Raw genomic sequence first — 25,036 nt, 5'->3', positions numbered from 1 at the left:
CGGACGGGCGTTTCTGACGGTGCGTCAGTCGGTGGTCGGGGCCGGGCCGAGGCCCAGCGCGCCGCGGACGGTGTCGGCCACCCGGGCGGGGGTGATGCCGTAGTGGGCGAGCAGGTGCTCGTGGCCGCCGACGGTGTCGGTGAACGTGTCAGGCATGCCGATCCGCAGCACCCGGGCGGGCGCGGCCTCGGCCATCGCCTCGGCGACCGCGCCGCCGAGGCCGCCGCTGCGCCAGTGCTCCTCGACGGTGACCACCAGCCCGCTGTGGTCGGCGGCCTCGACCAGCGCGGCGGTGTCGAAGGGGCGCAGCGTGTGCACGTTGAGCACGGTGCACTCGACCCCCTCGGCGGCGAGTTCGGCGGCGGCGGCCAGGCAGGCCTGCACCGGGTACGGGCCGCAGGCGGCGAGCACCGCGTCCCGGCCGCGGCGCAGCGTCTGGGCCCGGCCGGGGACGGGCGGCGGGGTGCCGGCCGGCAGCGCCGGGGTGGCCTTGCGGCCGAGCCGGACGTACAGCGGGCCGGGCAGGTCGAGGCTGCGGTCGACGAAGGCGGCGGCCTGCGCGGCGTCGGCGGGCACCACCACGGTCATGCCGGGCAGTGCCCGCATCACCGCGAGGTCCTCCAGGGCCTGGTGGGTCGGGCCGAGGTGGCCGGCGGCGAGTCCGCCGTGGGTGGCCATGATGCGGACGGGCAGGCCGGTGTAGGCGATGTCGATCTTCACGGCCTCCAGCGCCCGGGTGGCGGCGAAGGCGGCCATGGTGTTGACGAACGGCATCCGCCCGCTCGCGGCGAGGCCGGCGGCGATGCCCATCAGGTTGTGCTCGGCGATGCCGAGGTCCAGGTACTGCCGTCCGGCGGCGGCGACCTGCTCCGGGCCGAACAGGCCGGTGTCGGTGTCGAGGCAGATCAGCCGGGGGTCGGTGGGCAGCAGCGCCAGCAGGCGGTCCCGGTACGCGGTGCGGGTGGCCTCCGGCGGCGCCGGCTCGGCGGACGGCGCCCGCAGTGCCGGGGCCTCCGGGGGCGGGACCTGCTGCGACGGCGTCGGCTGCGGCGCGGTGGCGAGCGCGGACCAGCTCATGCCGGCCTCCCTGCGGTGACGGTGCGTTCCGTGGCAGTGGCAGTGGCTGTGGTGACGGCTCGGGCGGCTGCGCGCAGCGCGGCACGGGCGCGGGCGTGGTTGCGGGCGGAGAGGGTGACGTAGTGGGCGGCGGGCCGGCCCTCCAGGAAGGGCACGCCGCGCCCCTTGACGGTGCGACAGATCAGCAGACCGGGGCGGCCGGGCTCCCAGGGGGCGGAGCCCAGGTGCTCGACCAGGGCCGCCGGGTCGTGGCCGTCGGTCTCGCGGACGGCCCAGCCGAAGCTGCGCCAGCGCTCGGCGAGCTGCGCCATCGGGGCCTTCCCCTCGGTGGGGCCGGTGAGTTGGAGGCCGTTGCGGTCGATCACGGCGACCAGGTTGTCCAGCCGCAGCGAGGCGGCGGCGATCGCCGACTCCCAGACCGAACCCTCCTGGAGTTCGCCGTCGCCCATCAGTACGAAGCTGCGGGCGGCCCGCCCGTCGAGGCGCTGGCCGAGGGCGAACCCGCAGGCGAGCGCGAGCCCGTGACCGAGCGAGCCGGTGGGCATCTCGACCCCGGGGACGGCCCGGACGGGGTGGCCCATCAGGCGGGTGCCGGGGCGTCCGTAGTCGGCGAGTTCGGCGGTGGGCAGGAAGCCCCGCTCGGCGAGCACCGCGTAGAGGCCGACGGCGGCGTGGCCCTTGCTGAGCACGAAGCGGTCGCGGTCCGGGTCCTCCGGATCGTCCGGGTCGGTGTTCAGCACCGCGAAGTACAGCGCGGTGAGGATGTCGGCGCTGGAGAAGGCACCGCCGAGGTGGCCGCCCTCGGGACCGGCGCACATGTCGACGACGTGCTCCCGGACCCGGCGGGCGGTGTCGGCCAACTCCGCCGCACTGTACGGCGGTACGGGCACCGTCGGCCGCTCTGTGCGGTGCGGCCGGACGGGCGCGGCGGCGGGCGCGGTCATCGGGCGGCCGCCGCGAGCCGGGCCACCGTGTCGAGGTTGGCCCACACCTTCTCGAAGGCGTCGGCGTAGTGCTGCAGCAGCGGGCCGGAGGCGGGGTTGAGGTGGCGCTTCTGGATGGTCAGCGAGTCCTCGATGACGGCCCGGGTGACGGGGTGGTCGCCGGGCTCCGGGGCGTCGCCGCCGAGCACCGTCCACGGGTAGCCCTTGCCGAAGCCCTCACGGTCGCGGAAGACCATCTGCTCGGGCAGCGGGACGAGTTGGTACTGCGAGACGGGGACGCCCTCGGCGCGCAGCAGTCGGCGCAGCACGGTGCGGAAGCGGCCCGGGGCGATGCCGCCCAGGCCGGCCGCGGCGGGGTCGAAGCGGAACCTGAGGATGTGCCAGACGTGCACCGTGTCGGGCAGCGCGGTCGGCACGGTGAGGCCGGGCAGGCCGTCGAGCCGGGCGAGGAAGCGGGTGATGTTCTCCTGCCGGGCCTGCTCGTAGCCGTCGAAGCGGGCGAGCTGGGAGGAGGCGAAGGCGGCCTGGATCCCGTTGATCTTGTGGTTCCAGCCGAGCCGGTAGGAGATGTAGTCGCGGTCCCGGCCGGGCTCGATGACCTCGCCGAACTGCCGTCCCTTGCGGGCGGTCTCGGCGAGCGCGTCGTCGGCGGTGACCAGCAGGCCGCCCTCGCCGCAGGTGGGGATGTTCTTGGTGACCTGGAGGCTGAACGCGCCGAACGCGCCGATCCCGCCGACCGTCCGGCCGTGGTGCAGGGCGCCGGGCGCCTGGGCGGCGTCCTCGACCACGGCGAGGCCGTGCCGGCGGGCGATGTCGCCGAGGCGGTCCAGGTCGGCGGGGGCGCCGTGCAGGTGGACGGGCAGGATCGCCCGGGTGCGCGGGGTGATCCGGCGCTCCACGTCGTCCGGGTCGAGGTTGAAGGTGACGGGGTCGATGTCGGCGAAGACCGGGACGGCCATCTGGTGGACGGGCGCGAGGCCGGTCGCGATGAAGCTCAGTGCGGGAACGATCACCTCGTCGCCCGGCCCGACGCCGAGCGCGGACAGTGCCAGCGACAGCGCGGCGGTGCCGTTGGAGACGGCGATGGTGTGGGCGAAGCCGAACCGCTCGCTCCACCGCCGCTCCAGGGCGCTGACCGGGGTCTCGCCGTCGGTGTTGGAGACCAGCCGGCCGCCGTCCAGGGCGGCGAGCACGGCCTTGCGGTCCTCGTCGTCGATGACCGGCCATTCGACGTCGCGCTGCTCTCGCGGGACGGCCGGGGGGCCGCCGAGCACGGCGAGCCTGTTCATGCGGAACTCCTCGGGGATCGCGGTGGGGGTGCGGCGCTCGGAGCGCATCGGTCGGAGGGCGGCGCCCGGGCGGGCGGCTCAGGCGGGTGCGGGCAGCGCGTCGAGCGCCTCGTGGACGGCCTCCACGGCCTCGGCGTAGCGGCGGCGCAGCACGGCGGTGTGCCGGGCGAGGCCGGCCGCGGCGGCCGCCGGGTCGTCGCGGCCGTGCGCGCCGGTCATCCGCACGCCTGTCCAGGCGTGCGCGACCGTCTCCACGGCACGGCCCGCACCGGCGAGGACGGGCAGCCGCCAGGCGGCGCCGAGCCGTCGGAGCAGTTCGCCGTGGAGCGAGGCCTGCGCCTGCATGCCCCAGCCGAACGGGTAGAGGTCGCGGATCGCCGCCGGATCGCCGGCCCGCGAACGGTCGACGAGCTCCTCGGTGAACCGGGCGAGACCGGCGAGGCCCGCGGCGCCGTCCGGCCCGTCGGCCTTGCCGGTGGTGAAGAGCTCGGCGTCGGCGCGCAGCACCGCGGCGAGCCGGGCGGGCGTCGTCTCCGGGTACGGGCCGCCGACCCGGACGTCCAGCCAGCGCCGGCCGATCCGGGAGTCGCTGAAGAAGGCGTCCTGGACGTCGGAGGGGTTGGCCGAGCCCCAGGCCGCCAGGAAGGCCTCCAGCGGGACGGCACCCCGGAAGGCGGGCGGGGTGGCGTCGGCGACGTGCACCAGCCCGCGGTGCTCGTCCAGGCCGAACACCGTGACCAGGTGGGCCGCGTGGACGTCGTGGTACGCGGGCCGGAACGGCAGGTGGTGGTTGTCGACGGCGGCGATCACCAGCCGGTCGGCGTCCAGTGCGGCGCGCAGGCCGGCCAGCGGGTCCGCCGGGTCGTCCGGGGTACGCCAGGCGGAGGTCAGCGGGTGGTGCGGGGCGATGCCGCGACCGAGGTCGCCCTCGTAGCGGGTCGGGAAGTAGAACTCCTCGGAGCGGACCTCGCCCGGGCGGTAGAGGAACTGCCAGGCGGTGCCGAGGACTTCCAGCGGATCGTGGCCGGCCCGCAGCAGCACGGAGCCGAAGGCCGCCTGCAGGCAGCTGGCCAGGTCGCGGTACCAGAACTCGGGCGGGGCACCGGTGATGTGGTGCACCCGGGGCGGGTGGTCAGTGGTCACGGCCGTCCTCCTCCCGGCGGGTGGCGGGCAGCCCGGCGGCGCCGGGCGGTTCCTGCACGGTCGCGGCGAAGAGGTGCACCGCGATGTTGCGCGGCAGCCGCAGCCCGGCCAGCGCAGTACGCCGCGGCACCGGAACGCGCTGCGCCCACAGGTGGGCGCTCAGCCCGGGCTGCACGTGGTACGGGTAGTGCATGACGGGCGTCCGGAGGGCGGGCAGTTCGCCGAACCAGGCGGGCGCCGACCAGAAGTCCGAGACGCGCAGCCACTCGCTGTCCACCGAGCCGTCGGCGTAGTGCAGTTCGACGGTGTCCTCGGTGCGGCGCTCGGCAGCGGCGAGCAGGTGGATCCAGTCGTAGCGTCCGGCCGGCACCTCGACGAACTGGCCGTCGCAGCGCACGTTGTCGTCGCCCTCGCCGACCGGCGGGAAGCGGAACGGCACCCCGCCGACCTCCACCTCGGACCCGCCCGGGGGCAGGTGCTCGACGGGGAAGGAGTTGCGCCAGACGTTGAAGCCGCCCGCCCCGGTGGTGTGCACCCGGGTGGCGGCCCGGTTGTTGCGGTGGGCGGCCAGCTCCACCACGCGGTAGCGCGGTGCACTGGCCGGCGGTGTTGCTGTGCCGGGGGGTGTGGATGTGTCGGTCACATTCCCTCTTCACGTGGACTCGGCCGCACTGCTGCATCGAAAGCTAGCCGGAAAGGGCCGCGTCCGGCCTCCGCTCCCGCAGTGATTTCCCGGTCAACGGAATGCTTCGGTCCGCTCCGCGGGCGTACCCGAATCGTTCAATTCCCCGGCCGCGGGTCAACGGAATTCCACCGCCCCCGGCCGGACGGGCGGGGGCCGCGCAGGTCGCGGCCGTAATCATGGCGTTGACGGGCCGGAACGACGTACGGTCGCACGCAATTCCGGGGTTCCGGGCCGGCCCCGGGCGTTGCTAGCCTCGCCGCACCGAACCACCCGGGAAAGGAATGCGCCATGAGTGCGGAGGAACCGCCGACCACCACCGGGGCGATAGCACTGTGGAGCGCACCCCGCTCCCGGTCGACCGCATTCCTGCGGATGATGATGCAGCGCCCCGACGTGGTCACCCTGCACGAACCGTTCTCGCACCTGGCGGACTTCGGCAGCACTGAGGTCGACGGCACGGCCGTGCACAGCGAGGCCGAGCTCATCGCCGCGATCCTGCGGCTCTCCCGCGAGCGCCTGGTGTTCTTCAAGGACACCACCGACTTCCACTACCCCGGCGTCCTGGCGGACCGCCGCTTCCTCTCCGAGGTGCGGCACACCTTCATCATCCGGCGCCCCGACGAGGTGATCGCCTCGCACTACGCGCTCAACCCCGCGCTCACCGAACCCGAGATCGGCTTCGGCCGGCTGCGCGAACTCTTCGACGCGGTCGCCGTGGCGACCGGCTCAGTGCCGGCCGTGGTCGACTCCGACGCGCTGCTGGACGAGCCCGAGGGCACCGTCCGGGCGTACTGCGAGCGCACCGGGCTCGACCACCGCCCACAGGACCTCAGTTGGCGGGCCGGCGCGCACGACGGCTGGGTCAGGGCGCAGCGCTGGCACGTGGACGCCGAGCGCAGCACCGGCTTCGTCCGCTCCGAGCGCAGCTACCCGCACACGGTGGCGAACACCCCGCTGCTCGCCGACTACCACCGGGCCCAACTCCCGCACTACGAGGCGCTGTACCGGCACCGCCTGGTGCCGGCCGGGGCGCCCCGGCCGTGACCGTCCGCTGCCCGTCGACCGCGCAGGAGGAGACCGTGCCGTCCGGAGCTGCCGTGCCATTCGGATCTGCCGTACCGTCCGCACCCGCCGCGCCGCCCGCCGACCGCCGGGTGGCGGCACTCTCGCCGCAGAAGCAGGCCCTGCTGGACGCCCTGCGGGCCGGCCGCGGCCGCACCGCCGCACCACCGGCCGCGCGCGGCACCCTGGTCGAACTGCACCCCGGCACCGACCGCGGGGCGGAAGCCGTGGTGCTCTGCCCGCCGATCGGCGGCGGGGTGTTCTGCTACACCGGGCTCGCCCGGCTGCTGGCGGGACGCCGGCCGGTGCTGGCGGTCGCCGCCGAGGAACGGCCCGAGGAGACCGCCACGGTGGAGTCGATGGCCGAGGGCTACTTCGCACTGCTGGCCGCCGCCGGAGCCCGTCCGGCGGTGCTCGCCGGCTGGTCCTTCGGCGGCCTCGTCGCCTACGAGGCGGCCCGCCGGCTCGCATCCGCCGGGGCGGCGGCGCCGGTCGTCCTGCTGGACACCATGAGCTGGCCCGACTCCGTGCCCGCCTGGGACGGCCCGGCCACCCTGCAGCGCTTCGTCGCCGACCTGGTGGACTCCGCGGGCCCGGCCGACGCCCTGCCCGGCGGCGGCGACCGGCTGCCGGTCGACCCCGCCGTGTGGCGGCTGCCGCCGGACGAAGCACTGGACGCCGCGGTCGCCGCCCTGCGCACGCACGGCATCGACCTCGGGCTGGACGGCATTGATCTGACGATCCGTCATGCCGGGTACCGGGTCGCCACCCGCGCCATGCAGGCCCACGTGCCCGGCCCGTACGCGGGACCGGTCACCCTGCTGCACGCCGAGGACTCCGCCGTCGACCCCGCCGAGTGGCGCGCGCGGGTGAGCGGCCCACTGCACCTCCGGCCGGTGCCGGGCGGCCACTACGACGTCGTCCGTGAGCCGGCCGTCCGGACGGCCGCCGAACTGATCCGCGCCGCCGCGCCCTGAGCTGTACCGCGTTCCGACCTGCACCGCGCCCTGACCTGTACCGCGTTCCGACCTGCACCGCGCCCTGACCTGTACCGCGTTCCGACCTGCACCGCGCCCTGGAGCCATGCGGCCGACCGGCCCACCCGAGGCCACGCGTCCGTCCGCCGTGCCGCCGTCCGCGGCCGGTCCGAGCACGGCCACTGCACCCCGCACCCACCCCGGCCCGAAGGGCCCGCCCCAGCCGAAGAGGTGTTGCCCGATGGTCCACGACCCAGCCGAAGCCCCGCCCGACGCCGGAACGGTAGACGCCAGGACGGCCGACGCCGCCGCGCCCGACGCCGCCGCGCCCGATGCCGCTGTGCCCGATGCCCGTGCGGCCGGCGTCCGCTCGCTGCTCGCCCGGCGGCTGCGCGGGTCGGCCGGCGGCTCCGCGGCCGAGGACCGGATCCCGCCCCGGCCCGACCGGGACGAGCCTGCACCGCTCTCCGCCGCCCAGCGCCGGCTGTGGTTCGTCGAGCAGCTGTACCCGGGCACCGCGGCCTACAACGTGTCGACCGCGTTCCGGCTGCGCGGGCCGCTGGACACCGCCGCGCTCCGCCGGTCCCTCGGCATCCTGCTCGACCGGCACGAGTCGCTGCGCACCGCCTTCCGCACCACCGCCGACGGCGCGCCCGTGCAGTGCCCGCAACCCGCCGCCGGGCTGGCCCTGCCCGTCGCCGATCTCGCCCCCGGCCGCTCCGAGCAGGAGACCCTGGACTCCGCGCGCAGCCTGCTCTCCGACGACTGCGCCGTCCCCTTCGACCTGGCGCAGGGGCCACTGCTGCGGGCCGGCCTGCTGCGGCTGGCGGAGGAGGACCACGTCCTCGCCCTCACCGTGCACCACCTGGTCGCCGACCACTGGACGCTCGCGGTGCTCTGCGAGGAGCTGTCCGCGATCTACCCGGCGCTGCTCCGCGGCGAGCCCCCGCCACTGCCCGAACCCCCGCTCCAGTACGCCGACTTCGCCGCCTGGGAGGCACAGCGCGACACCACCGGCAGCGGTGCCTCGCTCGACTGGTGGACGGAGCGGCTCGCCGGGCTCGCCCCGCTGGAGCTGCCCACCGACCGGCCGCGGCCGGCCGTCCAGGCCTTCGCCGGTGCCCGGGTGTCCGCCGTCCTGCCCGCCGACGCCACGACCGCGCTGCGCACGGCCGCCAAGGACGAGGGCGCCACCCTCTTCATGGCCGTCCTCGCGGGCCTGCAGGCCGTACTGGCCCGCTGGACGGGCAGCACGGACATCGTCGTCGGCGGAGCCGTGGCCGGCCGCGACCGGCCCGAACTGGAGCGGCTCGCCGGCTTCTTCGTCGACCTGCTGCCGCTGCGCGGCGACCTCTCCGGCGATCCGCCCTTCACCGAACTCCTCTACCGGACAAGGGAGTCGGTGCTCGCCGCCGCCGACCACCGGGACGTGCCCTTCGACCGGCTGGTGGAGGCGGTGGCGCCCGCCCGCGACCTCAGCCGCCCCCCGCTGGTGTCCGTCGCCCTCTCGTACCTGTCCACCCCGCCCCCGCGGCTGGACCTCGGACCGGCCGGGGCGACCGAGTTCCCCTTCGACCCGGGTGCGGCCCGCTTCGACCTCGACCTGTTCGCCCGGGAGCTCCCCGACGGCGCCCTCGGCCTCGAACTCGACCACCGCACCGACCTGTTCGACCGCGGCACGGCCGAGCGGCTGCTCGCCGGGATCACCGCCCTGCTCACCGCCGCCGCCACCGACCCGGGCAGCGCACTCGCCGCCCTGACGGCCCCCGGCGCCTCCGACACCGCCGAACTCGCTGCGCTCGGCAGCAGCCCCGTTCCGCACCCCACCGCACCGCTGGTGCACGAGCTGGTCGCCCGGCATGCCGCCGACCACCCGGGCCGGCCGGCCGTGGTGCACGGCGACCGCTCCGTCGGCTACGGCGAACTCGACGGTTACGCCGACCGGTTGGCCGCACAGCTGGTCCGCCGCGGGGTCGGCCCCGGCACCCTGGTCGGGGTCTGCCTGGAGCGCTCGCCGGAGCTGGTCGGCGCCCTGCTCGCCGTGCTGAAGGCCGGCGGTGCCTATCTGCCGCTGGACCCGGAGTACCCGGCCGACCGGCTCGCCCACATGCTCGCCGACAGCGGCACCCCGCTGGTCGTCACCGACACCCGCTGCGCCGAACGGCTGCCGTCCTCCACCGCCGTCCTGCTGCTCACCGACCACGAGCACCCGGACGCCGGGCAACCGAACGCCGCGCCCGCCGGCGAGCCCACCTCCACCGAGACCGCCGGCACCGAGACCTCGAACACCGACCACCGACCCGCCGCCGCGGACGACCTCGCGTACGCCATCTACACCTCCGGCTCCACCGGTCGGCCCAAGGGCGTCCTGGTCGAGCACCGCGCCCTGCTCAACCTCTGCCACTGGCACAACCGCCGTCACCGGATCACCCCGGAGGACCGCGGCACCATGCTCGCCGCGCAGGGATTCGACGCCGCCGTCTGGGAGTTGTGGCCCTACCTGGCCGCCGGGGCCTCGGTCGCCGTCGTCGACGCCGCCGTGCGCACCGACCCGGCCGGGCTGACCGCCTGGCTCGCCGACTCGGGGGCTACCGTCGCCTTCCTGCCGACGCCGCTGGCCGAGGCGGTGCTCGCCGAGGAGGGCTGCACGGCGCTGCCGCTGCGTTCACTCCTCACCGGCGGCGAGCTGCTGCGCCGCCGGCCGCGGCCCGGTCTGCCGTTCACCGTGGTCAACCACTACGGGCCGACCGAGAACGCGGTGGTCGCCACCGCGGGCGAGGTCGCCCCGGAGGGCGTCGGCGAAGGTCCGGCGGACATCGGCCGGCCGATCGACAACGTCCTCGCCCGGGTGCTGGCCGCGGACGGCACCCCCGTGCCGCGCGGCGCCGTCGGCGAGCTGTACCTGGGCGGCGCCGGCCTGGCCCGCGGCTACCTGGGCGCCGAGGAGCTCACCCGGCAGCGCTTCGTCCCGGACCCGCAGGGCCCGCCGGGTGCCCGGCTCTACCGGACCGGCGACCTGGTCCGCTGGCGCACCGACGGCCGACTGGACTTCCTCGGCCGCGCCGACCGGCAGGTCAAGCTCCGCGGCCACCGGATCGAGCCGGGCGAGATCGAGGCCCGCCTGGTGGAGCACCCTGGCATCACCGAGGCCGTGGTCGTGCTGCACTCCCCCGCCGGCGGCGACGCCGCACTGGTCGGCTACCTGACCGTGCCCGGCCGGGGCACCGCCGCACCCGAGGGGCTGCGGGAGTGGCTCGCCGAGCGGCTGCCGGAGCCGATGCTGCCGGCCGGTTTCGTCGTGCTGGACGCGCTGCCGCTGACCCCCGCCGGCAAGGTCGACCGGGCGGCGCTGCCCGACCCGGGTGCGCTGCGCCCGCCGTTCCGGGCGCCGCGGCCCGGCACCGAGGCCCGGCTCGCCGCGCTGTGGGCGGAGGTCTTCGGCCTGTCCGAGGTCGGCGCCGACGACGACTTCTTCGCGCTCGGCGGCCACTCGCTGCTGGCGACCCGGCTGCTCGGCCGGGTGCGCCGCGCCTTCGCCGTCGAGGTGCCGCTGCACGCGCTGTTCCGCTTCCCGACAGTCGCCCGGCTCGCCACGGGCGCCGTCGACCCCGCGCTGGCCGCCGCGCAGGAGGAGACCGACCGCCGCCTGCGCGCCCGGATGGCCGCCCTCTCCGAGGAGCAGATCCGGGCCCTGATCGCCCGCACCGCCACCACCGTTAAAGCCGCCACCACCGTTAAAGCCGCCACCGCCACGACCGAGGAGACCCGATGACCACCGGGACGACGCCCCAGCCCTCCGCCGACGACGACTACTTCTTCGAGGCCGACCTGTACGACACGCTGTGGGCCGGGCTGAACAAGCTCGACCTGCCGTTCTTCCTGTCCACCGTGAAGGAGTTCGGCGGTCCGGTGCTCGAACTCGCGGCCGGCACCGGCCGGGTGCTGCTGCCCGCGGTGCGGATCGCCGGCAGCGGCGTCGGCGTCGACCTGTCCGTCTCGATGCTGGAGCAGGGCCGCCGCAATGCCGCCGCCGAGGGCCTGGACGAGTCCGCGGTGCGCTTCGTCGAGGGCGACCTGCGGACGGTCCGCCTCGGCGAGCGCTTCCCGTTGATCCTGGCCGCCGGGCAGCCGCTCTTCCACTGCGCGAACGACGAGGACTGGGCCGAGGCCCTCGCCACCGTCCGCGAACACCTCACCCCCGGCGGCCGGTTCGTCTCCGGCATCCCGTACTTCCGCTTCGACGAGATGGCGAAGTACAGCGAGCGGCTCTACCTCGCGGGCGAGATCCGCCACCCCGGCACCGGGCAGCGGATCGCCATGTGGGACTACAACACCTACGACCTCCAGGAGCAGTCCATCACCCGCCGCCGGGTCAGCGAACTGCTGGCCGAGGACGGACTGGTGACCGAGCGCCGGCACACCTTCCGGAAGAACTACTACCGCTACCCGAACGAGGTCCGCCGCACCCTGCAGCAGGCCGGCTTCACCATCGAGCGCGAGTACGGCGGCTACGACGAGTCGCCCTACGGCCCGAACTCCGAGCACTACGTCTGGGTCGCCACGGCCCGCTGACCAGCCAGCACCCGGCCCGCCCGAGGAGGAGACGGCGATGGACGGCATCGAGGAACTGCTCGCGGGCCTGGACCCGCAGCAGCGCCAGGCCCTGCTCGACCAGTTGGAGGCCGCGGACGCCCCGCCCGGGCCCGGTCCGGCGGGCGGACCGGCGCCGCTCTCCCCCGGGCAGCGGCGGCTCTGGTTCCTGCACCGGCTGGAGCCCGGCAACCCGGCCTACCACATCTGCCACCAGGTGGACTGGCCCGGCGAGTTGGACACCAGCGCGCTGGCGACCGCCCTCGGCGACCTCGCCGAGCGGCACGAGGCACTGCGCACCCGCTACACCGCCGAGGGCGAGGACCTCCGCCCGGTGGTCGACCCGCCTGCTGCCGTCCCGGTGCGGACCGTCGACCTGACCGCCCTGCCCGCCGCCGAGGCGGAGCGCGAACTCGCCGCCACCGCACGGGCCGAGGCCGATCTGCCGTTCGACCTGGAGAACGGCCCGGTGCTGCGGGCCACCGCCGTCCTGCTGCCCGGCGGCGCCGCCCGGATCGTCCTCGCCCAGCACCACATCAACAGCGACGGCTGGTCGGTGGACGTGCTGCTCGACGAGCTCTGGCAGGCCTACCGGGCCCGTTCCGCCGGCCGCGCACCGCGGTTCGCCGGGCAACCGGGCCAGTACCGGGAGTTCGCGGCCTGGCAGCAGGAGCGGGCGGAGTTCGGCGCGGTGGCAGCCGACCTCGCCTGGTGGCGGTCCGAACTCGCGGACGGGGTAGAGCCGCTGGAGCTTCCCGCGGACCGGCCGCGCGCCGCCGGGCGGGGCCGCGGCGCCGTGCTGCGCCGCACCCTGCCCGCGGACCTCACCGCCGCGCTGGAGGCCCTCGGCCGGTCGGCGGGCGGCACGCTCTTCATGACCGCCCTGGCCGGCTTCCAGGCGCTGCTGCACCGCTGGACGGGCAGCCCGCGGATCCCGGTCGCCGTGCCGGTCAGCGGGCGCAGCCGGCCCGAGTTCGAGTCCGCCGCCGGGTTCTTCCTCAACACGCTGCCGCTGCAGGCCGACCTCTCCGCCGACCCGGCCTTCACCGATCTGCTCGGGCAGGTCCGCGACCGGGTGCTCGGCGCCTTCGAGCACCAGGAGGCGCCGTTCGAAAGGCTGGTGGAGGAACTCGCCCCAGGCCGCGGCGGCCGCAGCCCGCTCACTCCGGTGCTGTTCGCCTTCAACGCGCACCCGGCGGGCGACGAGCCCGGCCCGCTGCGGGCCCGCACCACCGAGGTCGACACCTCCGGCGCACGGGCCGAACTGTGCGTCGTGCTGGAGGCGGGCACGGCCGGCGGGCTGCGGATCGCCTACGAGTACGACCGCGACCTGTTCGAGCAGGCCACCGTGGAGCGGCTGCACGGACACCTGACCCGGCTGCTCGCCGGGGCCGCCGCCGACCCGGCGCTGCCGGTCTCGCGGCTGCCGCTGCTGACCGGGGAGGAGGAGCGGCAGCTCGCCGGCTGGAACGCCACCGGGCTGGAGCTGCCGGCCGTCGCCACCGTCGCCGACCTGGTCGCGCAGCAGGCCGAGCGCACCCCGGACGCCGTCGCGCTGGTCCTCGGCGGCGAGCAGGTCGGCTACCGCGAACTCGACCGCCGGGCCAACCGCCTGGCGCACCGGCTGGTCGGGCTCGGGGTGGGGCCGGGCGACCGGGTCGGCGTCCTGCTGGAGCGCTCCCCCGCCCTGGTGACCGCCCTGGTCGCGGTGCTCCGTGCGGGCGCCGCCTACGTGCCGCTGGACCCGTCCTACCCCGCCGACCGGCTCGGCTACGTCCTGGCCGACGCCGAGGTGTCCGTGCTGATCGGCACCGCGGAGCTCGCCGGCCGGCTGGAGGGCCCGCTGCCCGCCCTGGTCGAGCCCGGCGAGGACGCCGGATTCCCGGACACCGCACCGGAGGTCGCTCGCGACGGCGCCGACCCGGCGTACGTGCTCTACACCTCCGGCTCCACCGGGCGGCCCAAGGGCGTCGTCAACACCCATGCGGGGCTGCTCAACCACACCGTCTGGCTGCGCGACGCCTTCGTCGTCGACGGCCGCGACCGGGTGCTGCAGAAGACCCCGATCGGCTTCGACGTGTCCCTCTGGGAGCTGCTGGTACCGCTGACCGCGGGCGCCGCCCTGGTGCTGGCCGAGCCGGACGGCCACCGCGACCCGCGCTACCTGGCCGAGGTGATCGAGCGGGAGCGGATCACCGTGGTGCACTTCGTGCCCTCGATGCTGCAGGTCTTCCTGGACGGCGCCGAGCCGGGTGCGCTGCGCGGCGTGCGCCAGGTCCTGTGCAGCGGCGAGACGCTGCCCGGCGAACTGGTGCGCCGCTGCCGGGCCGCCGGCATCACCGCCCCGATCGACAACCTCTACGGGCCGACCGAGGCGGCCGTGCACGTCACCCGGTGGACGTGCACGCCCGAGGACACCGCGGGCGTACCGATCGGCCACCCCGTCGCCAACACCCAGCTGCACGTGCTGGACGCCCACGGCTCGCCCGTACCGGTCGGCCGCCCCGGCGAGCTGTACCTCGGCGGGGTGCAGGTCGCGGCCGGCTACTGGGGCCGCCCCGACCTGACCGAGGAGCGGTTCCTGCCGGACCCGTTCTCGGCCGACCCGGCGGCCCGGCTCTACCGCACCGGCGACCTCGTCCGACGCCGCCCCGACGGCGCCCTGGAGCACCTCGGCCGGCTCGACCACCAGGTGAAGCTGCGCGGCCTGCGGATCGAACTCGGCGAGATCGAGGCCGTGCTGACGGGGCACCCCGCGGTCGCGGAGGCGGCGGTGCTGCTGCGCGAGGACACCCCGGGCGAGCCCCGGCTGGTGGCCTACTGGGTGCCGGCGGCGGACGGCCCCGGCGAGGCCGCGGAGGACGAGGTGCGCGCGCATACCGCCCGGTTGCTGCCCGGCTACATGGTGCCCGCGGTGTTCGCCGCCCTGGCCGCCGTACCGCTCTCCGCCAACGGCAAGACCGACCGCAGGGCCCTCGCCGCCGCCCCCGCCCCGGCGGTCCGCACCGCCGGCTACGAGGCGCCGCGCGACGAGGTCGAGCAGACCCTCGCCGGCCTCTACGGCGAACTGCTGGGCCGCGAACGGGTCGGCATCCGCGACGACTTCTTCGATCTCGGCGGCCACTCGCTGCTGGCCACCCGGCTGGCCGCCCGGATCCGCCGCGACTTCGGCGTCGACCTCCCGCTGCGGGACCTCTTCGACGCGCCGACCGTGGAGGCGCTGGCCGTCCGGGTCGTCGAGGCGGTGCTCGGCGGCCTCGACGAGGACCAGTTGGACGCCGTGCTCTCCGCGGACACCGACCGGACGCCGGGCACCTGACCGCCACCGGCTCCGGCACCGCCACGATCGACCAGAACGCCACCGGGCAGAACGCCACCGACCGGAACGAGAGGGCAGCAGGATGGGCAGGCGACCGGCACGGATCCCCGAGGTGCTGCACAACCGCAACTTCGCGCTGTACTACACGGGGCAGAGCCTCTCCATCCTCGGCGACGCGATCGTGCCGGTCGCCCTCGCCTTCGCCGTGCTGGATCTCGGCCGCGGGGCCGGCGCGCTGGGCCTGGTGCTCGCGGCCGGCATCGCGCCGGGCGTGCTGCTGGTGCTGGTCGGCGGGGTGGTCGCGGACCGGATCGAACGGCGCCGGCTGATGGTCGCCTGCGACCTGGTGCGGTTCGGCTCGCAGGCCGCCCAGGGCGTGCTGCTCTGGACGGGCCACGCCACCCTGCTCTCCCTGGTGCTGCTCCAACTGGTCTGGGGCACCGCGGCGGCGTTCTTCCGCCCGGCCTCCACCGGCCTGGTCGCCGAGTGGGTCGAATCCGACCGGCTGCAGCAGGCCAACGGGCTGGTCGGGCTGAGCGACAACCTCGCCTACACGGTGGGCCCGGCCGTCGCCGGCGTGCTGATCGCGGTCTTCAGTCCCGGGGCGGCGCTGCTCGCCGACGCGCTCACCTTCGCCGCCAGCGCCGTCGCCCTCTCGCTCGCCCGTCCGGCGGTCCGGACGGCGGCGACGGCGGCCGAGGCGTCGGCCCCGGTGCTGCGCGGACTCGCCGAGGGCTGGCAGGAGTTCCGTTCCCGCACCTGGCTCTGGTCGATGGTGCTGTGGGCGGCGACCTTCCACCTGCTGGCGCTGCCCTCGGTGCTGGTGCTCGGCCCGGCGGTGGCCAAGTCCGACCTGGGCGGCGCCTCCGCCTGGGCGGCGATCGCCGCCTGTTCGGGGCTCGGCGCGGTGGTCGGCGGGGTGATCGCCCTCCGGTACCGGCCGCGGTACCTGCTGCGCGCAACCTTCGTCCCGCTCGGGCTGTACGGCCTCCAGCTGGTGGCCCTGGCGCTGCCCGCCCGGACGGCCGTGGTGGCCGCCGCGGCACTGGTCGGCGGGGTCGGCGTCGCGATGTTCAACGTGTACTTCTACACCGCGCTGCAGCAGCACATCCCGCTGCCGGTGATGTCCCGGGTGGCGTCCTACGAGTGGCTGGGCAGCATCGCCCTGCTGCCGGTCGGCCAGGCGCTGGTGGGCCCGGTCGCCGCGGCGACCTCGGTGCCGGGGGTGCTGCTGGTGGCCGGCGGCTGGATGCTGGTCTCCCCGGTGGTGCTGTACCTGATCCGCTCGGCGCGGGACCTGCGCGCCGTGGACGAGGCTCCCGGTGCCGCCGTCGAGGACGCGGCTCCGGTGCCGGCGGGCGAGCCGGTCTGACGTCCGATCAGCCGAGCAGGCTGCGCTTCGGGTTGAGCACGCAGAACTCGTTGCCCTCGGGGTCGGCGAGCACCGTCCGGCCGGCGCCGGCGGGTTGGCCGACGCCGGCCGGGGTGGCGCCGAGGGCGAGCAGCCGGGCCACCTCGGCCTCGCGGTCGTCCGGGACGAGGTCGAGGTGCAGCCGGTTCCTGCCCGTCCGGAGCTCCGGGACGGGCACGAACACCAGCCCCCGGTAGGCGTGTTCGTCCGCACCGACGACCACCTCGTCGGCGCTCTCCAGCAGGATCCGGTGGCCCGGCGCGGCCGCCCGGAAGCGGGCCGGCGCGGCCGGGTCGAGGGCGTCCACGGCCACCCGGTGGAGCCGCACGCTCATGCCGCGAACCCCTCCTCGGCGGCCACCCCGGCCCGGTAGGCGAACGCCACCAGCTGCGCACGGTCCTTCAACTCCAGCTTGGTGCGCAGCCGGTAGACGTGGGTGCGCACGGTCGCCTCGCCGATGCAGAGCCGGTCGGCCATCTCCAGCGGGGAGAGGCCCTCGGCGATCAGCCCGAGCACCTCGCGCTCGCGGATGGTCAGCGACTGCAGCGCGGTGCGGGTGGCCGGCCGGACGCGGCGGCTGCCGGCCGTCCGGTACCACTCCACCAGCCGGTGGGAGACGCTGGGCGAGAAGACGGCCTCGCCGCGGGCGGCGGCCCGGACGGCACCGGCCAGCTCCTCGCGGCTGGTGTCCTTGACCAGCAGGCCGTGGGTGGGCGCCTGCAGCACGTCCTTCACCATGTCCTCGTTGTCGTGCTGGGCGAAGACCACCAGGCGCGGCCGGACGGGCAGCCGTTCGGCGTCCAGCCTGCGCAGCAGGTCCAGGCAGGACATGCCGCGCAGGTGCAGGCCGGTGACCAGGACGTGCGGGCCGTGCACGGCGGCCAGGTGGACGGCGCGGGCACCGCTGTCGGTGGCGGCGACCACGTCGATGTCGGCGGCGGGGGCGAGCAGTGTGCACAGCCCGTCCCGGATGACGGAGGACTCGTCGACGATCATGACTCGAACGGACTGCGGGGGCGCACCGGCGGGGTTGCTGCTCCGGGGTGCGACGGCTGGCCCTGGCATCACTACCTCGCAACTCGTGGTCGGCACCGTTTCCCGTGTGATCCGTGGTGACGGAGACAAGCGCCCGCGACAGGTGGCACGCGTGTATCGGTAATTAACATACTATCGCGAAGGAATGTTCGGTCAACGATTTCCGGCCATCACCGCCAAAACACCGCTAACCGGTTAACGGGCAATCAGCGGAATGCCGAGCCGACAGCCACGGCCGCCGCCCCGGCGCACACCGCCCGCTGCTCGGCGACTCTCAGGCCGGCGATCAATTCCCTTACCGAATCGATCACTTCGAGGCACGGGACGGCCATCGTGCAGACCGGCCGGTCCGATCCGGCGATCATCCGTTCGGGGCCGAACACCGCCGGGGCGCGCCCGACCGGAGCATTCCGGCGGCACGGGGCGGTACGGCGAACACCCGGAACGCAGTCGGCCCGGGTGCCGGAACGAGGAGCAGTTCCGGCACCCAGGCCGCCGCGACAGGCCTCCCGGGGCTCACGCCACCAGCAGTCCGGCCACCAGCTCCGCCAGGTCCTCCGGGGAGATGACCCGGATGCCCAGCTCCTCGGCCTTGGCCCGCTTGGAGCCGGCCTTCTCACCGGCGACCAGCAGGGTGGTCCGCCTGGAGACCGAGGACGACGCCTTGCCGCCGGCGCGCTCGATCAGCTCGTTCATCTGGTTGCGGCTCAGCTCGGCCAGCGGGCCGGTCATGCTGCCGGTCACCACCACGGCCTCGCCGGCCAGCGGGCCCGCCGGGCCGTCCTCGGCGGCGGCCGAGGCCGCGGCGGGCGCGGTGACGGCCGTGCCGACGCCGTGCGCCGCCAGCTTGTCCAGCACCGGTGCGAGCTCGACGAGTTCGGCGACGATCACGGCGGCCTTGTCCGGGCCGATGCCGTCGACCTCGGCGAGCGCCTCGGCGTCCGCGGCGCGGACGGCCGCCATGCTGCCGAAGTGGGCGGCGATCCGGCGGGACATCGAGCGGCCGGTGCCGAGCACGCCCAGCGCGCAGAACACCCGGTTCAGCGGCCGTGTCCGGGCCTCGGCGATCGCCGCGAGCAGGTTGTCGGCGCTGGTGTCGCCCATCCGGTCGAGGGTGAGCAGCTGCTCGCGGGTGAGCGCGAAGAGGTCGGCGAGGTCGGCGACCAGGCCCGCCTCGACGAGCTGGACGGCGCGGGTGCCGCCGAGCCCCTCGACGTCGAGCTGGTCGCGGCCGACGGCGTAGCGGATCGAGGCGACGGCCTGGCAGCCGCGGCCGCGCACGCAGCGCCAGCGCTGCTGCGAGGTGTCGATGGCGTCGCCGCAGCGCGGGCAGACGGCGGGGAAGACGATCGGCTGCTCCTCGCCGGTGCGCTGGTCGACCAGCGGCGCCTCGACCCGGGGGATGACGTCGCCGGCCCGGTGGACGAAGACCTGGTCGCCGATCAGCAGGCCGCGGCGGGTGATGTCGGCCGGGTTGTGCAGGGTGGCGTAGGTGATGGTGACGCCGTCGACCTCGACCGGCTCCAGGACGGCGCGCGGCGCGATCACGCCCGTCCGGCCGACGTTCCACTCGACGCCGAGCAGCCGGGTGACCTTGTGCACCGCGGGCAGCTTGTAGGCGACGGCCCAGCGCGGGGCACGCGAGCCGGCGCCGGCCTGCTCCTGGTCGGCCTCTGCGTCGGCCTTCACCACGATGCCGTCGATGCCGAACGGCAGGTCGGCACGGAGCGCGGCGATCTCCTCGATCCGCTGCTGCACCTCCTCGACGCCCTCGCAGCGGCCGGGCCGGGCGGCGGTGCTCGCGGCGGTGTTGGCGCCGAGCGCGGCGAGCCGGTCGAGCAGGGCACTGTGGCCGAGGCCGCCGAGGCCGACGGCGCCGTAGGCGAAGAAGGTCAGCTCGATGCGGTAGGGGCGGTCCTTGGCGCGCAGGGTGCCGGCGGCGCCGTTGCGGGGGTTGGCGAACGGGGTGGCGCCGTGCGCGGTGCGCACCTCGTTGGCGTGCTCGAACTGGCTCTGGGTGAGCAGGACTTCGCCGCGCAGCTCGACGTCGATCGGCTCGGCGAGGGTCTGCGGCAGGCCGAGGACGGCGTCGGCGGCGTGGCCGATGTCCTCGCCGGCGAGCCCGTCGCCGCGGGTGATCAGCTGAACCAGCCGGCCCTCGCGGTAGCGGGCCGCGACGGCGAGGCCGTCCAGCTTGGGCTCGACGCACCAGCCGTCCACCGGGCGGCCGAGGCGGCGCTCCAGCCCGGCGGCCCAGGCGGTGAGGTCCTCGGCGGAGAAGACGTTGTCGAGGCTGAGCATCGGCACGCTGTGCGGGACGTCGCCGAGGGCGGTACCGCCGGCCACCTTGCCGGTGGGCGAGTCGGGCAGCGCCTCGCCGGGGTGGGCCTGCTCCCAGGCCTCGATCGAGCGCAGCAGCGCGTCGTACTCGTCGTCGCCCAGCGGCGTGGAGCCGTCGGCGTAGTAGGCCGCGGCCGCCTGCACCGCGGTGGCGACGGCATCGGCATAGGCGGCGTGGGTGGCCAGGGCGGCTGCGTCCTTCATGTCGAACATCATCTCGACCGCCACTGACATTCGGAGCACCCGGTTCCGGGTCGCCGGACGGCCGACCCGGCACGACCGGAGCGCACCCTTCCGGGTTGCCATACGGTCTATTTCGACTGATAGATTTCGACCATGCCACGACGCGCTCTCGACCATCCGATCGTCCCGGCCCTGCTCGGGCTGCTCCTCGAAGGCGACGCCCACCCGCACCGGATCCTCGCCGAGCTGCGGGAACGCAGCGCCCACCACGCCGCGGCGGTCAACCGCGGCACCCTCTACAACACCGTCGCCGCCCTGGAGGAGGCCGGCTGGGTGGCTGCCCGCGGCCAGGAACGCGCCGGGAACCGCCCCGAGCGGACGGTCTACGGCATCACCGACGCCGGCCGCGAGGAGCTCGTCCGCCGGCTGGACCATCGGATCCGCACCCCGGAACGGGAGTTCTCGCCCTTCCTGGGCGCGGTCGGCCACCTCGGCGCGCTCGGTCCGGAGCGGGCCCGCGACGCCCTCGCGGAACGCGCCCGCCGCCTGCGCGAACGCACCGCCGAGGACGAGCGGCGCCTCGCCGAGGCCCTGGCCACCGGCGTGCCCAGGCTGTTCGTGATCGAGGCCGAGTACGCACTCGCCCTGGCCCGCGCCGAGACCGCCTGGGTGGAGTCGACCGCCGAGGAGATCCGCACCGGCACGCTCGCCTGGCCCACCGGCCCCACCCCGCCCCGCGAGCAGGACGGAGCCGGCCGTGACTGAGCGCCTGCTCTTCGGGATCTACCCCGGTGGCGTCTCCGGCGACGACAGCGGCGGCCTCGCCGCCGGGCCGCCCGACGACCCCGACCGCATCACCACGCTGCTCGACCGGCTGCAGGGCCGTCCCGGCCGGCCCTTCCTGGTCCGCGCCTACACCGCCTTCGACGACACCACCGCGCCCGGCGGCCCGCACCCGACGGCGGCCCCGCACGGCGCCGAGCGGTACGCCGTCCGCGGCCGCCGGCTCGACCTGGTCGCCCAGTACCGCTCGGCCGCCGGCGACGTCCCCGGCTACTGCGCCTTCCTGCGCGAACTCGTCGGCCAGTACGGCGCGGTGACACACTCCCTGCAGGTGGCGGAGGAGCCGAACGTCACCGGCAACCCCCTGCTGGACGGCGACTACCCGGCCGTCCGGGAGGCGATCGTGCACGGCGTGCGCGCGGCCCGCGCCCGGGCCCGCGAACTCGGCCACCACCACCTGCGGATCGGCTTCAACACCACCCCGCTGTTCGGCCCGGCGACGTCCTTCGCCACCGAGCTGGCCGAGCTCGGCGGCGACCGGTTCCGCGGCGAACTCGACTACGTGGGGCTGGACTTCTTCCCCGACGTGTTCCGCCCGGTGGCGCCGGCCGAGTTCGCCGACACGGTCGCCGGGTTGCTGCGCCACCACCGCGAGAACGTGCTCGCCCCCGCCGGCCTCGGCCACCTGCCGCTGCACGTCACCGAGCACGGCTGGCCCACCGGCCCGGGCCGGACGCCGCAGCGGCAGGCCGAGGTCGTCGAGACGGTGGTCCGCACGGTCGCCGAGCAGGCGGCCCGCCTCGGGCTGAGCGGGTACACCCACTTCTCGCTGCGCGACGCCGACAGCGCCGGCCCCGGGATCTTCCACCGCTTCGGGCTGACGGCGGACGACCACACGCCGAAGCCCGCCTTCGACACCCTGTGCGCCCTCGTCGAGCGGTACACGGTCTGAGGGCCCGCACGGGCCAGACTGGTAACCGGACCGGCCGCCGCCGACGGGAGACCAGCGTGACCACGGGCAGCTACGCGCACGTCAACGGGCTCGACCTGTACTACGAGGAGCACGGCAGCACGACCGGCCGGCCGCTGGTCGTGCTGCACGGCGGCCTGCTGACCGTCGGGCTGTGCTTCGGCACGCTGCTGCCCGCGCTGACCCGCGGCCGCCGGGTGATCGCCCCCGAGCTCCAGGGCCACGGGCACACCCGCGACACCGACCGCCCGTACCGGATCGACCTGCTCGCCGCGGACGTGCTCGCCCTGCTCGACCGCCTCGGCGTCGAACGCGCCGACGTCCTCGGCTTCAGCCTCGGCGGCTACGCCGCCCTGCAGCTCGCGCTGGACCACCCGGAGCGGGTCGACCACCTCGTGCTCGCCTCCGTCAACTACCACCCGGACGGCTGCCACGAGGAGATCCACGCCTCCGAACTCCCGTCCGGCTCCACCCGGTTGCCCACCCCGGAGGACTTCGCCGAGATGCGCGCCGCCCATCTCGCCGTCTCCCCCGAGCCGGAGCACTTCGACGCCTTCCACGCCAAGGTCTCCGACGCGGTGGCCGCCTTCGGGGGCTGGCCGGCCGAACGGCTCCACGCGCTGCGCACCCCCACCCTGATCGTCGTCGGCGACCACGACTTCGTCCGCCTCGACCACGCCGTCGAGATGTACGAACTGATCCCGGACGCCCGCCTCGCCGTGCTGCCGCGCACCACCCACATGGGCGTGATGCGGCGCACCACGCTGCTCTCCGCGCTGCTGGAGGGCTTCCTGCCGGCCGGCTGACCGCCTCCCCGGGCCGTATCCCGGGCCCGGCTCAGCCGAGCGGCCCGCCCCCGGCGTCCAGCTCGCCGGCGAACCGGTCGATCACCATCTCCAGGAGGTCGGGGAACAGCGCGCCCGCCATCAGGGCCAGGTGGTCGCGGACCGCGTGCAGGTTCGGGTACTCCTCGGCCGGCAGGCCGGCGTGGTGGGTGGTCCAGGCGGCGCCCTGCTGCTCGCGCCGCTCCTCGTCCAGGTCGAGCACGGCCGCGTCGACCGCGGCCTGGGCGAGCACCGTGTCCACGAACAGCCGGTAGTTGCGCACCGCCCGGTCCGGCGGGAAGCCGGCCCGGAGCAGGATGCCGATGCCGATGTCGACGGCGCGCGCCTCGGCCGGGCCGGTGGTGACGCGGGAGGCACGGACGGCGGCCAGTCTGGGGTGCGTCAGCATCGACCGGTGCAGGCGGTGCGCGAAGTCGCGCAGCTCGTCCCGCCAGTCGCCGCCGGGGGCGAAGCCCTCCAGCGAGTCCTGGATCAGGCGGTCGGCGACCGCCAGCAGCACGGCGTCGGCGTCCGGGAAGTACCGGTAGACGGCGCTCGGGTCGCAGCCGAGGGCCGCACCGAGCCGCCGCACGGTGAGCGCGTTCCCTCCCGGCGCCTCGATCAGCGTGAGCGCGGCCTCGGTGATCGCCTCGGCGCTCAGCAGGGATCCGCTGCGGGTGGGACGGCGTCGGCGGCGTTCGGCCGGGATGCGCTCGGGTGTGGCCATCGGTGGGCTCCAGGGGGTCGGCGAGGTGGCGTGAGCTTACGACAACTTATTGACTTAAGTATGGCAGCCTTGTTTCATCGGCGCACACCGTTCGTTCGTCGCCCGCCGCCCGTCGCGCCCCCCTAGGAGTGGCATGAACCTCACCGTCGAGGACAGACCCCCGTCGGCCGCGATGCGCCGCACGCTGGGCGTGCGGGACGGGATCGCCATCGCCGCCTCCAGCACCGCGGCGACCACGAGCATCGGCATCGGCATCGGCGCCCTGGCCGTCTACGCCGGCCGGCAGACCCCCGCACTGCTCCTGGTGGGTTCCTGCCGATCCTGGGCATCGCGCTGTCATACTCGCGCCTCAACCGGACGGAGCCCAACTGCGGCAACGGCTACACCTGGGTCGGCCGGGCCCTCACCCCTGGCTGGGCTTCCTGACCGGCTGGGTGATCCTGGTCGCCAACGTGGTCTTCATGGCCTACACCAGCGCCGTGGCCGGCATGGTGGTCCTCAAGTTCGCCAGCAAGGCCGGGCTGCACTCCTTCCTCGGGATCGCCCTGGACCCCACCTCCACGGCCGTCACCACGGTGGTCGGCCTGGTGGCCCTGGTCGCCGTGACGGTGACCGCGGTGACCGGGGTCCGGTCGGCGACCCGCTTCCAGTGGGTGCTGCTGGCCTTCGAGTACGCCGTCCTGCTGCTGTTCTGCGGCTGGGCCATGGTCTCCGGCACGCAGCGGTTCTCGTTCGGCTGGCTCGACCCGTTCGCGATCGACTCCCTCCACTCCCTGGCCCAGGGCCTGGTGCTGGCGGTGTTCGTCTTCTGGGGGTGGGACACGGCCTTCACCGTCAACGAGGAGACCCGCAGCGCCTCCGACGCGTCCCGGGGCGGCCTGATCGCCCTGGTCGCGATGCTCGGCCTGCTGGTGTTCGCGGCGATCTCCTTCCAGCGGGTCATGGACACCGCGACGCTGGTCGAGCAGGGTCCGCAGGCCCTGACCTTCCTCGGCTCCTCGCTCTCCTCCGAACCCTGGGCCTCACTGCCGCTGGCCGCCCTGATGTGTTCCGCCTTCGCCTCGCTCCAGTCCAGCGTGATCCCCACCGCGCGCGGCGCACTGGCGATGGGCCGGGACGGCACGCTCGGACGGGCCTGGACGAAGGTCCACCCCCGCTACGGCTCCCCCGCCGTCGGCACGGTGGTCATCATGGCGGTGGCCGCCGGCGTCGCCGTGCTGGCCATGGGCATCCCGCGGATCAACACGATGATCCTCACCGCCGTCAACTCGATCGGCCTGATCGTGGCCTTCTACTACGGCCTCACCGCGGCGGCCTGCGCCGTACGGTTCCGCGGCGCGCTGCGCGAGGGCCCGCTGGAGGCCCTGCACTCGGTGATCGTCCCCGCCGTGAGCGCACTGGTCCTGTTCGGCCTCGGCGCCTACCTGGCCTACCAGTACGCGACCATGAGCGACCACTTCGGGGCACGGCCCGACAACGGCTGGTTCATGCTGCTGATCCCCGCCCTGTTCATCGCCACCGGCCTGGTCGCCGCCGCGGTCGCCAAGTGGTACCGCCGCTCCCCGTACTTCGCCACCGGCCGCGGCACCGACGCCGACGCCATCGCCCTGCCCATGGACGACGCGGCCTGACCCGCCCCGCACGCCCCCGCCGGTGGGCCGACGCGCCCACCGGCCC

Annotated in this window: 18 protein-coding genes and 1 pseudogene; 10 read left to right on the top strand and 9 right to left on the bottom strand. The window is 75.2% G+C overall.

The features are described from left to right. Positions 1-24: 24 nt before the first annotated feature. The 5 genes from IE98_RS0129095 to IE98_RS0129075 all read right to left on the bottom strand — a co-directional run bounded on the left by IE98_RS0129095 (position 25) and on the right by IE98_RS0129075 (position 5,096). The gene (locus IE98_RS0129095; RefSeq protein WP_078661389.1) at positions 25-1,077 is read right to left on the bottom strand and encodes a transketolase family protein; all 1,053 of its coding nucleotides are present in this window, start codon (positions 1,075-1,077) and stop codon (positions 25-27) included. After that, positions 1,074-1,937, bottom strand: coding sequence for a transketolase (locus IE98_RS0129090; protein ID WP_267882372.1), 864 nt, complete (start codon positions 1,935-1,937; stop codon positions 1,074-1,076). The genes IE98_RS0129095 and IE98_RS0129090 overlap by 4 nt, the downstream gene beginning before the upstream one ends. Positions 1,938-2,017: 80 nt before the next feature. Further along, positions 2,018-3,358, bottom strand: coding sequence for a DegT/DnrJ/EryC1/StrS family aminotransferase (locus IE98_RS0129085; RefSeq protein WP_234443723.1), 1,341 nt, complete (start codon positions 3,356-3,358; stop codon positions 2,018-2,020). Positions 3,359-3,388: 30 nt separating this feature from the next. Continuing rightward, the gene (locus IE98_RS0129080) at positions 3,389-4,453 is read right to left on the bottom strand and encodes a BtrH N-terminal domain-containing protein (RefSeq protein ID WP_078661387.1); all 1,065 of its coding nucleotides are present in this window, start codon (positions 4,451-4,453) and stop codon (positions 3,389-3,391) included. Beyond that, positions 4,443-5,096, bottom strand: coding sequence for a hypothetical protein (locus IE98_RS0129075; protein WP_234443722.1), 654 nt, complete (start codon positions 5,094-5,096; stop codon positions 4,443-4,445). The genes IE98_RS0129080 and IE98_RS0129075 overlap by 11 nt, the downstream gene beginning before the upstream one ends. 330 nt (positions 5,097-5,426) lie before the next feature. On the opposite strand from IE98_RS0129075, the gene IE98_RS0129070 reads away from it, so the two are divergent. The 6 genes from IE98_RS0129070 to IE98_RS0129045 all read left to right on the top strand — a co-directional run bounded on the left by IE98_RS0129070 (position 5,427) and on the right by IE98_RS0129045 (position 16,458). Beyond that, entirely contained in the window at positions 5,427-6,182 is a 756-nt protein-coding gene (locus IE98_RS0129070; protein ID WP_030274013.1) for a sulfotransferase family protein, read from the top strand. A gap of 53 nt (positions 6,183-6,235) precedes the next feature. Then, positions 6,236-7,177: an alpha/beta fold hydrolase gene (locus tag IE98_RS0129065; protein WP_159401108.1), complete on the top strand. Its 942-nt coding sequence runs from the start codon at positions 6,236-6,238 to the stop codon at positions 7,175-7,177. A 241-nt stretch (positions 7,178-7,418) separates the two neighbouring features. Further along, entirely contained in the window at positions 7,419-10,949 is a 3,531-nt protein-coding gene (locus IE98_RS0129060) for a non-ribosomal peptide synthetase (RefSeq protein WP_052391106.1), read from the top strand. Further along, complete coding sequence (locus IE98_RS0129055) at positions 10,946-11,749, top strand: class I SAM-dependent methyltransferase (RefSeq protein ID WP_030274007.1); 804 nt, start codon at positions 10,946-10,948, stop codon at positions 11,747-11,749. The genes IE98_RS0129060 and IE98_RS0129055 overlap by 4 nt, the downstream gene beginning before the upstream one ends. 37 nt (positions 11,750-11,786) lie before the next feature. Further along, the gene (locus IE98_RS0129050; RefSeq protein WP_052391105.1) at positions 11,787-15,086 is read left to right on the top strand and encodes a non-ribosomal peptide synthetase; all 3,300 of its coding nucleotides are present in this window, start codon (positions 11,787-11,789) and stop codon (positions 15,084-15,086) included. Positions 15,087-15,168: 82 nt separating this feature from the next. Continuing rightward, a complete protein-coding gene (locus IE98_RS0129045; protein ID WP_030274003.1) occupies positions 15,169-16,458 on the top strand; it encodes an MFS transporter in 1,290 nt (429 codons plus the stop codon). Between the two features lie 7 nt (positions 16,459-16,465). Here IE98_RS0129045 and IE98_RS0129040 read toward each other — a convergent pair whose 3' ends face one another. The 3 genes from IE98_RS0129040 to ligA form a co-directional block, all read right to left on the bottom strand. Continuing rightward, a complete protein-coding gene (locus IE98_RS0129040) occupies positions 16,466-16,831 on the bottom strand; it encodes a VOC family protein (RefSeq protein ID WP_030274001.1) in 366 nt (121 codons plus the stop codon). Further along, complete coding sequence (locus IE98_RS0129035; protein WP_043175404.1) at positions 16,828-17,493, bottom strand: LuxR C-terminal-related transcriptional regulator; 666 nt, start codon at positions 17,491-17,493, stop codon at positions 16,828-16,830. Before IE98_RS0129035 ends, IE98_RS0129040 begins: the two co-directional genes overlap by 4 nt. Positions 17,494-18,048: 555 nt before the next feature. Further along, positions 18,049-20,085 carry an NAD-dependent DNA ligase LigA gene (gene ligA, locus IE98_RS0129025; protein ID WP_030273998.1) on the bottom strand — a complete coding sequence of 679 codons (2,037 nt, stop codon included), beginning with the start codon at positions 20,083-20,085 and terminating at the stop codon, positions 18,049-18,051. A gap of 123 nt (positions 20,086-20,208) precedes the next feature. On the opposite strand from ligA, the gene IE98_RS0129020 reads away from it, so the two are divergent. Genes IE98_RS0129020 through IE98_RS0129010 form a run of 3 tightly spaced genes read left to right on the top strand, consistent with a single transcriptional unit; the run spans position 20,209 to position 22,614 of the window. Continuing rightward, a complete protein-coding gene (locus IE98_RS0129020) occupies positions 20,209-20,820 on the top strand; it encodes a PadR family transcriptional regulator (protein WP_030273996.1) in 612 nt (203 codons plus the stop codon). Continuing rightward, positions 20,813-21,790 (top strand): hypothetical protein, encoded by a 978-nt coding sequence (locus IE98_RS0129015; RefSeq protein WP_234443721.1) that lies wholly within the window; start codon positions 20,813-20,815, stop codon positions 21,788-21,790. Before IE98_RS0129020 ends, IE98_RS0129015 begins: the two co-directional genes overlap by 8 nt. 56 nt (positions 21,791-21,846) lie before the next feature. Then, positions 21,847-22,614: an alpha/beta fold hydrolase gene (locus IE98_RS0129010; RefSeq protein ID WP_030273992.1), complete on the top strand. Its 768-nt coding sequence runs from the start codon at positions 21,847-21,849 to the stop codon at positions 22,612-22,614. 31 nt (positions 22,615-22,645) lie between these two features. On the opposite strand, the gene IE98_RS0129005 is transcribed toward IE98_RS0129010, so the two are convergent. After that, positions 22,646-23,359, bottom strand: coding sequence for a TetR/AcrR family transcriptional regulator (locus tag IE98_RS0129005; protein WP_030273990.1), 714 nt, complete (start codon positions 23,357-23,359; stop codon positions 22,646-22,648). A gap of 172 nt (positions 23,360-23,531) precedes the next feature. Here IE98_RS0129005 and IE98_RS43260 point away from each other — a divergent pair. Beyond that, a pseudogene (locus tag IE98_RS43260) lies at positions 23,532-24,990 on the top strand (APC family permease). Positions 24,991-25,036 lie beyond the last annotated feature (46 nt).

This window comes from Streptomyces sp. NRRL B-24484 (assembly GCF_000717715.1).
Classification (GTDB): Bacteria; Actinomycetota; Actinomycetes; order Streptomycetales; family Streptomycetaceae; genus Kitasatospora.
This window is presented reverse-complemented; position numbering and strand designations above follow the sequence as displayed.

Bases quoted from the DNA above. Each gene is read 5' to 3' on its own strand.
- IE98_RS0129005 (WP_030273990.1), bottom strand. From the start codon at position 23,359: ATGGCCACACCCGAGCGCATCCCGGCCGAACGCCGCCGACGCCGTCCC.
- IE98_RS0129060 (WP_052391106.1), top strand. From the start codon at position 7,419: ATGGTCCACGACCCAGCCGAAGCCCCGCCCGACGCCGGAACGGTAGAC.
- IE98_RS0129040 (WP_030274001.1), bottom strand. From the start codon at position 16,831: ATGAGCGTGCGGCTCCACCGGGTGGCCGTGGACGCCCTCGACCCGGCC.
- IE98_RS0129045 (WP_030274003.1), top strand. From the start codon at position 15,169: ATGGGCAGGCGACCGGCACGGATCCCCGAGGTGCTGCACAACCGCAAC.
- IE98_RS0129050 (WP_052391105.1), top strand. From the start codon at position 11,787: ATGGACGGCATCGAGGAACTGCTCGCGGGCCTGGACCCGCAGCAGCGC.
- ligA (WP_030273998.1), bottom strand. From the start codon at position 20,085: ATGTTCGACATGAAGGACGCAGCCGCCCTGGCCACCCACGCCGCCTAT.
- IE98_RS0129085 (WP_234443723.1), bottom strand. From the start codon at position 3,358: ATGCGCTCCGAGCGCCGCACCCCCACCGCGATCCCCGAGGAGTTCCGC.
- IE98_RS0129035 (WP_043175404.1), bottom strand. From the start codon at position 17,493: ATGATCGTCGACGAGTCCTCCGTCATCCGGGACGGGCTGTGCACACTG.
- IE98_RS0129095 (WP_078661389.1), bottom strand. From the start codon at position 1,077: ATGAGCTGGTCCGCGCTCGCCACCGCGCCGCAGCCGACGCCGTCGCAG.
- IE98_RS0129020 (WP_030273996.1), top strand. From the start codon at position 20,209: ATGCCACGACGCGCTCTCGACCATCCGATCGTCCCGGCCCTGCTCGGG.
- IE98_RS0129070 (WP_030274013.1), top strand. From the start codon at position 5,427: ATGAGTGCGGAGGAACCGCCGACCACCACCGGGGCGATAGCACTGTGG.
- IE98_RS0129055 (WP_030274007.1), top strand. From the start codon at position 10,946: ATGACCACCGGGACGACGCCCCAGCCCTCCGCCGACGACGACTACTTC.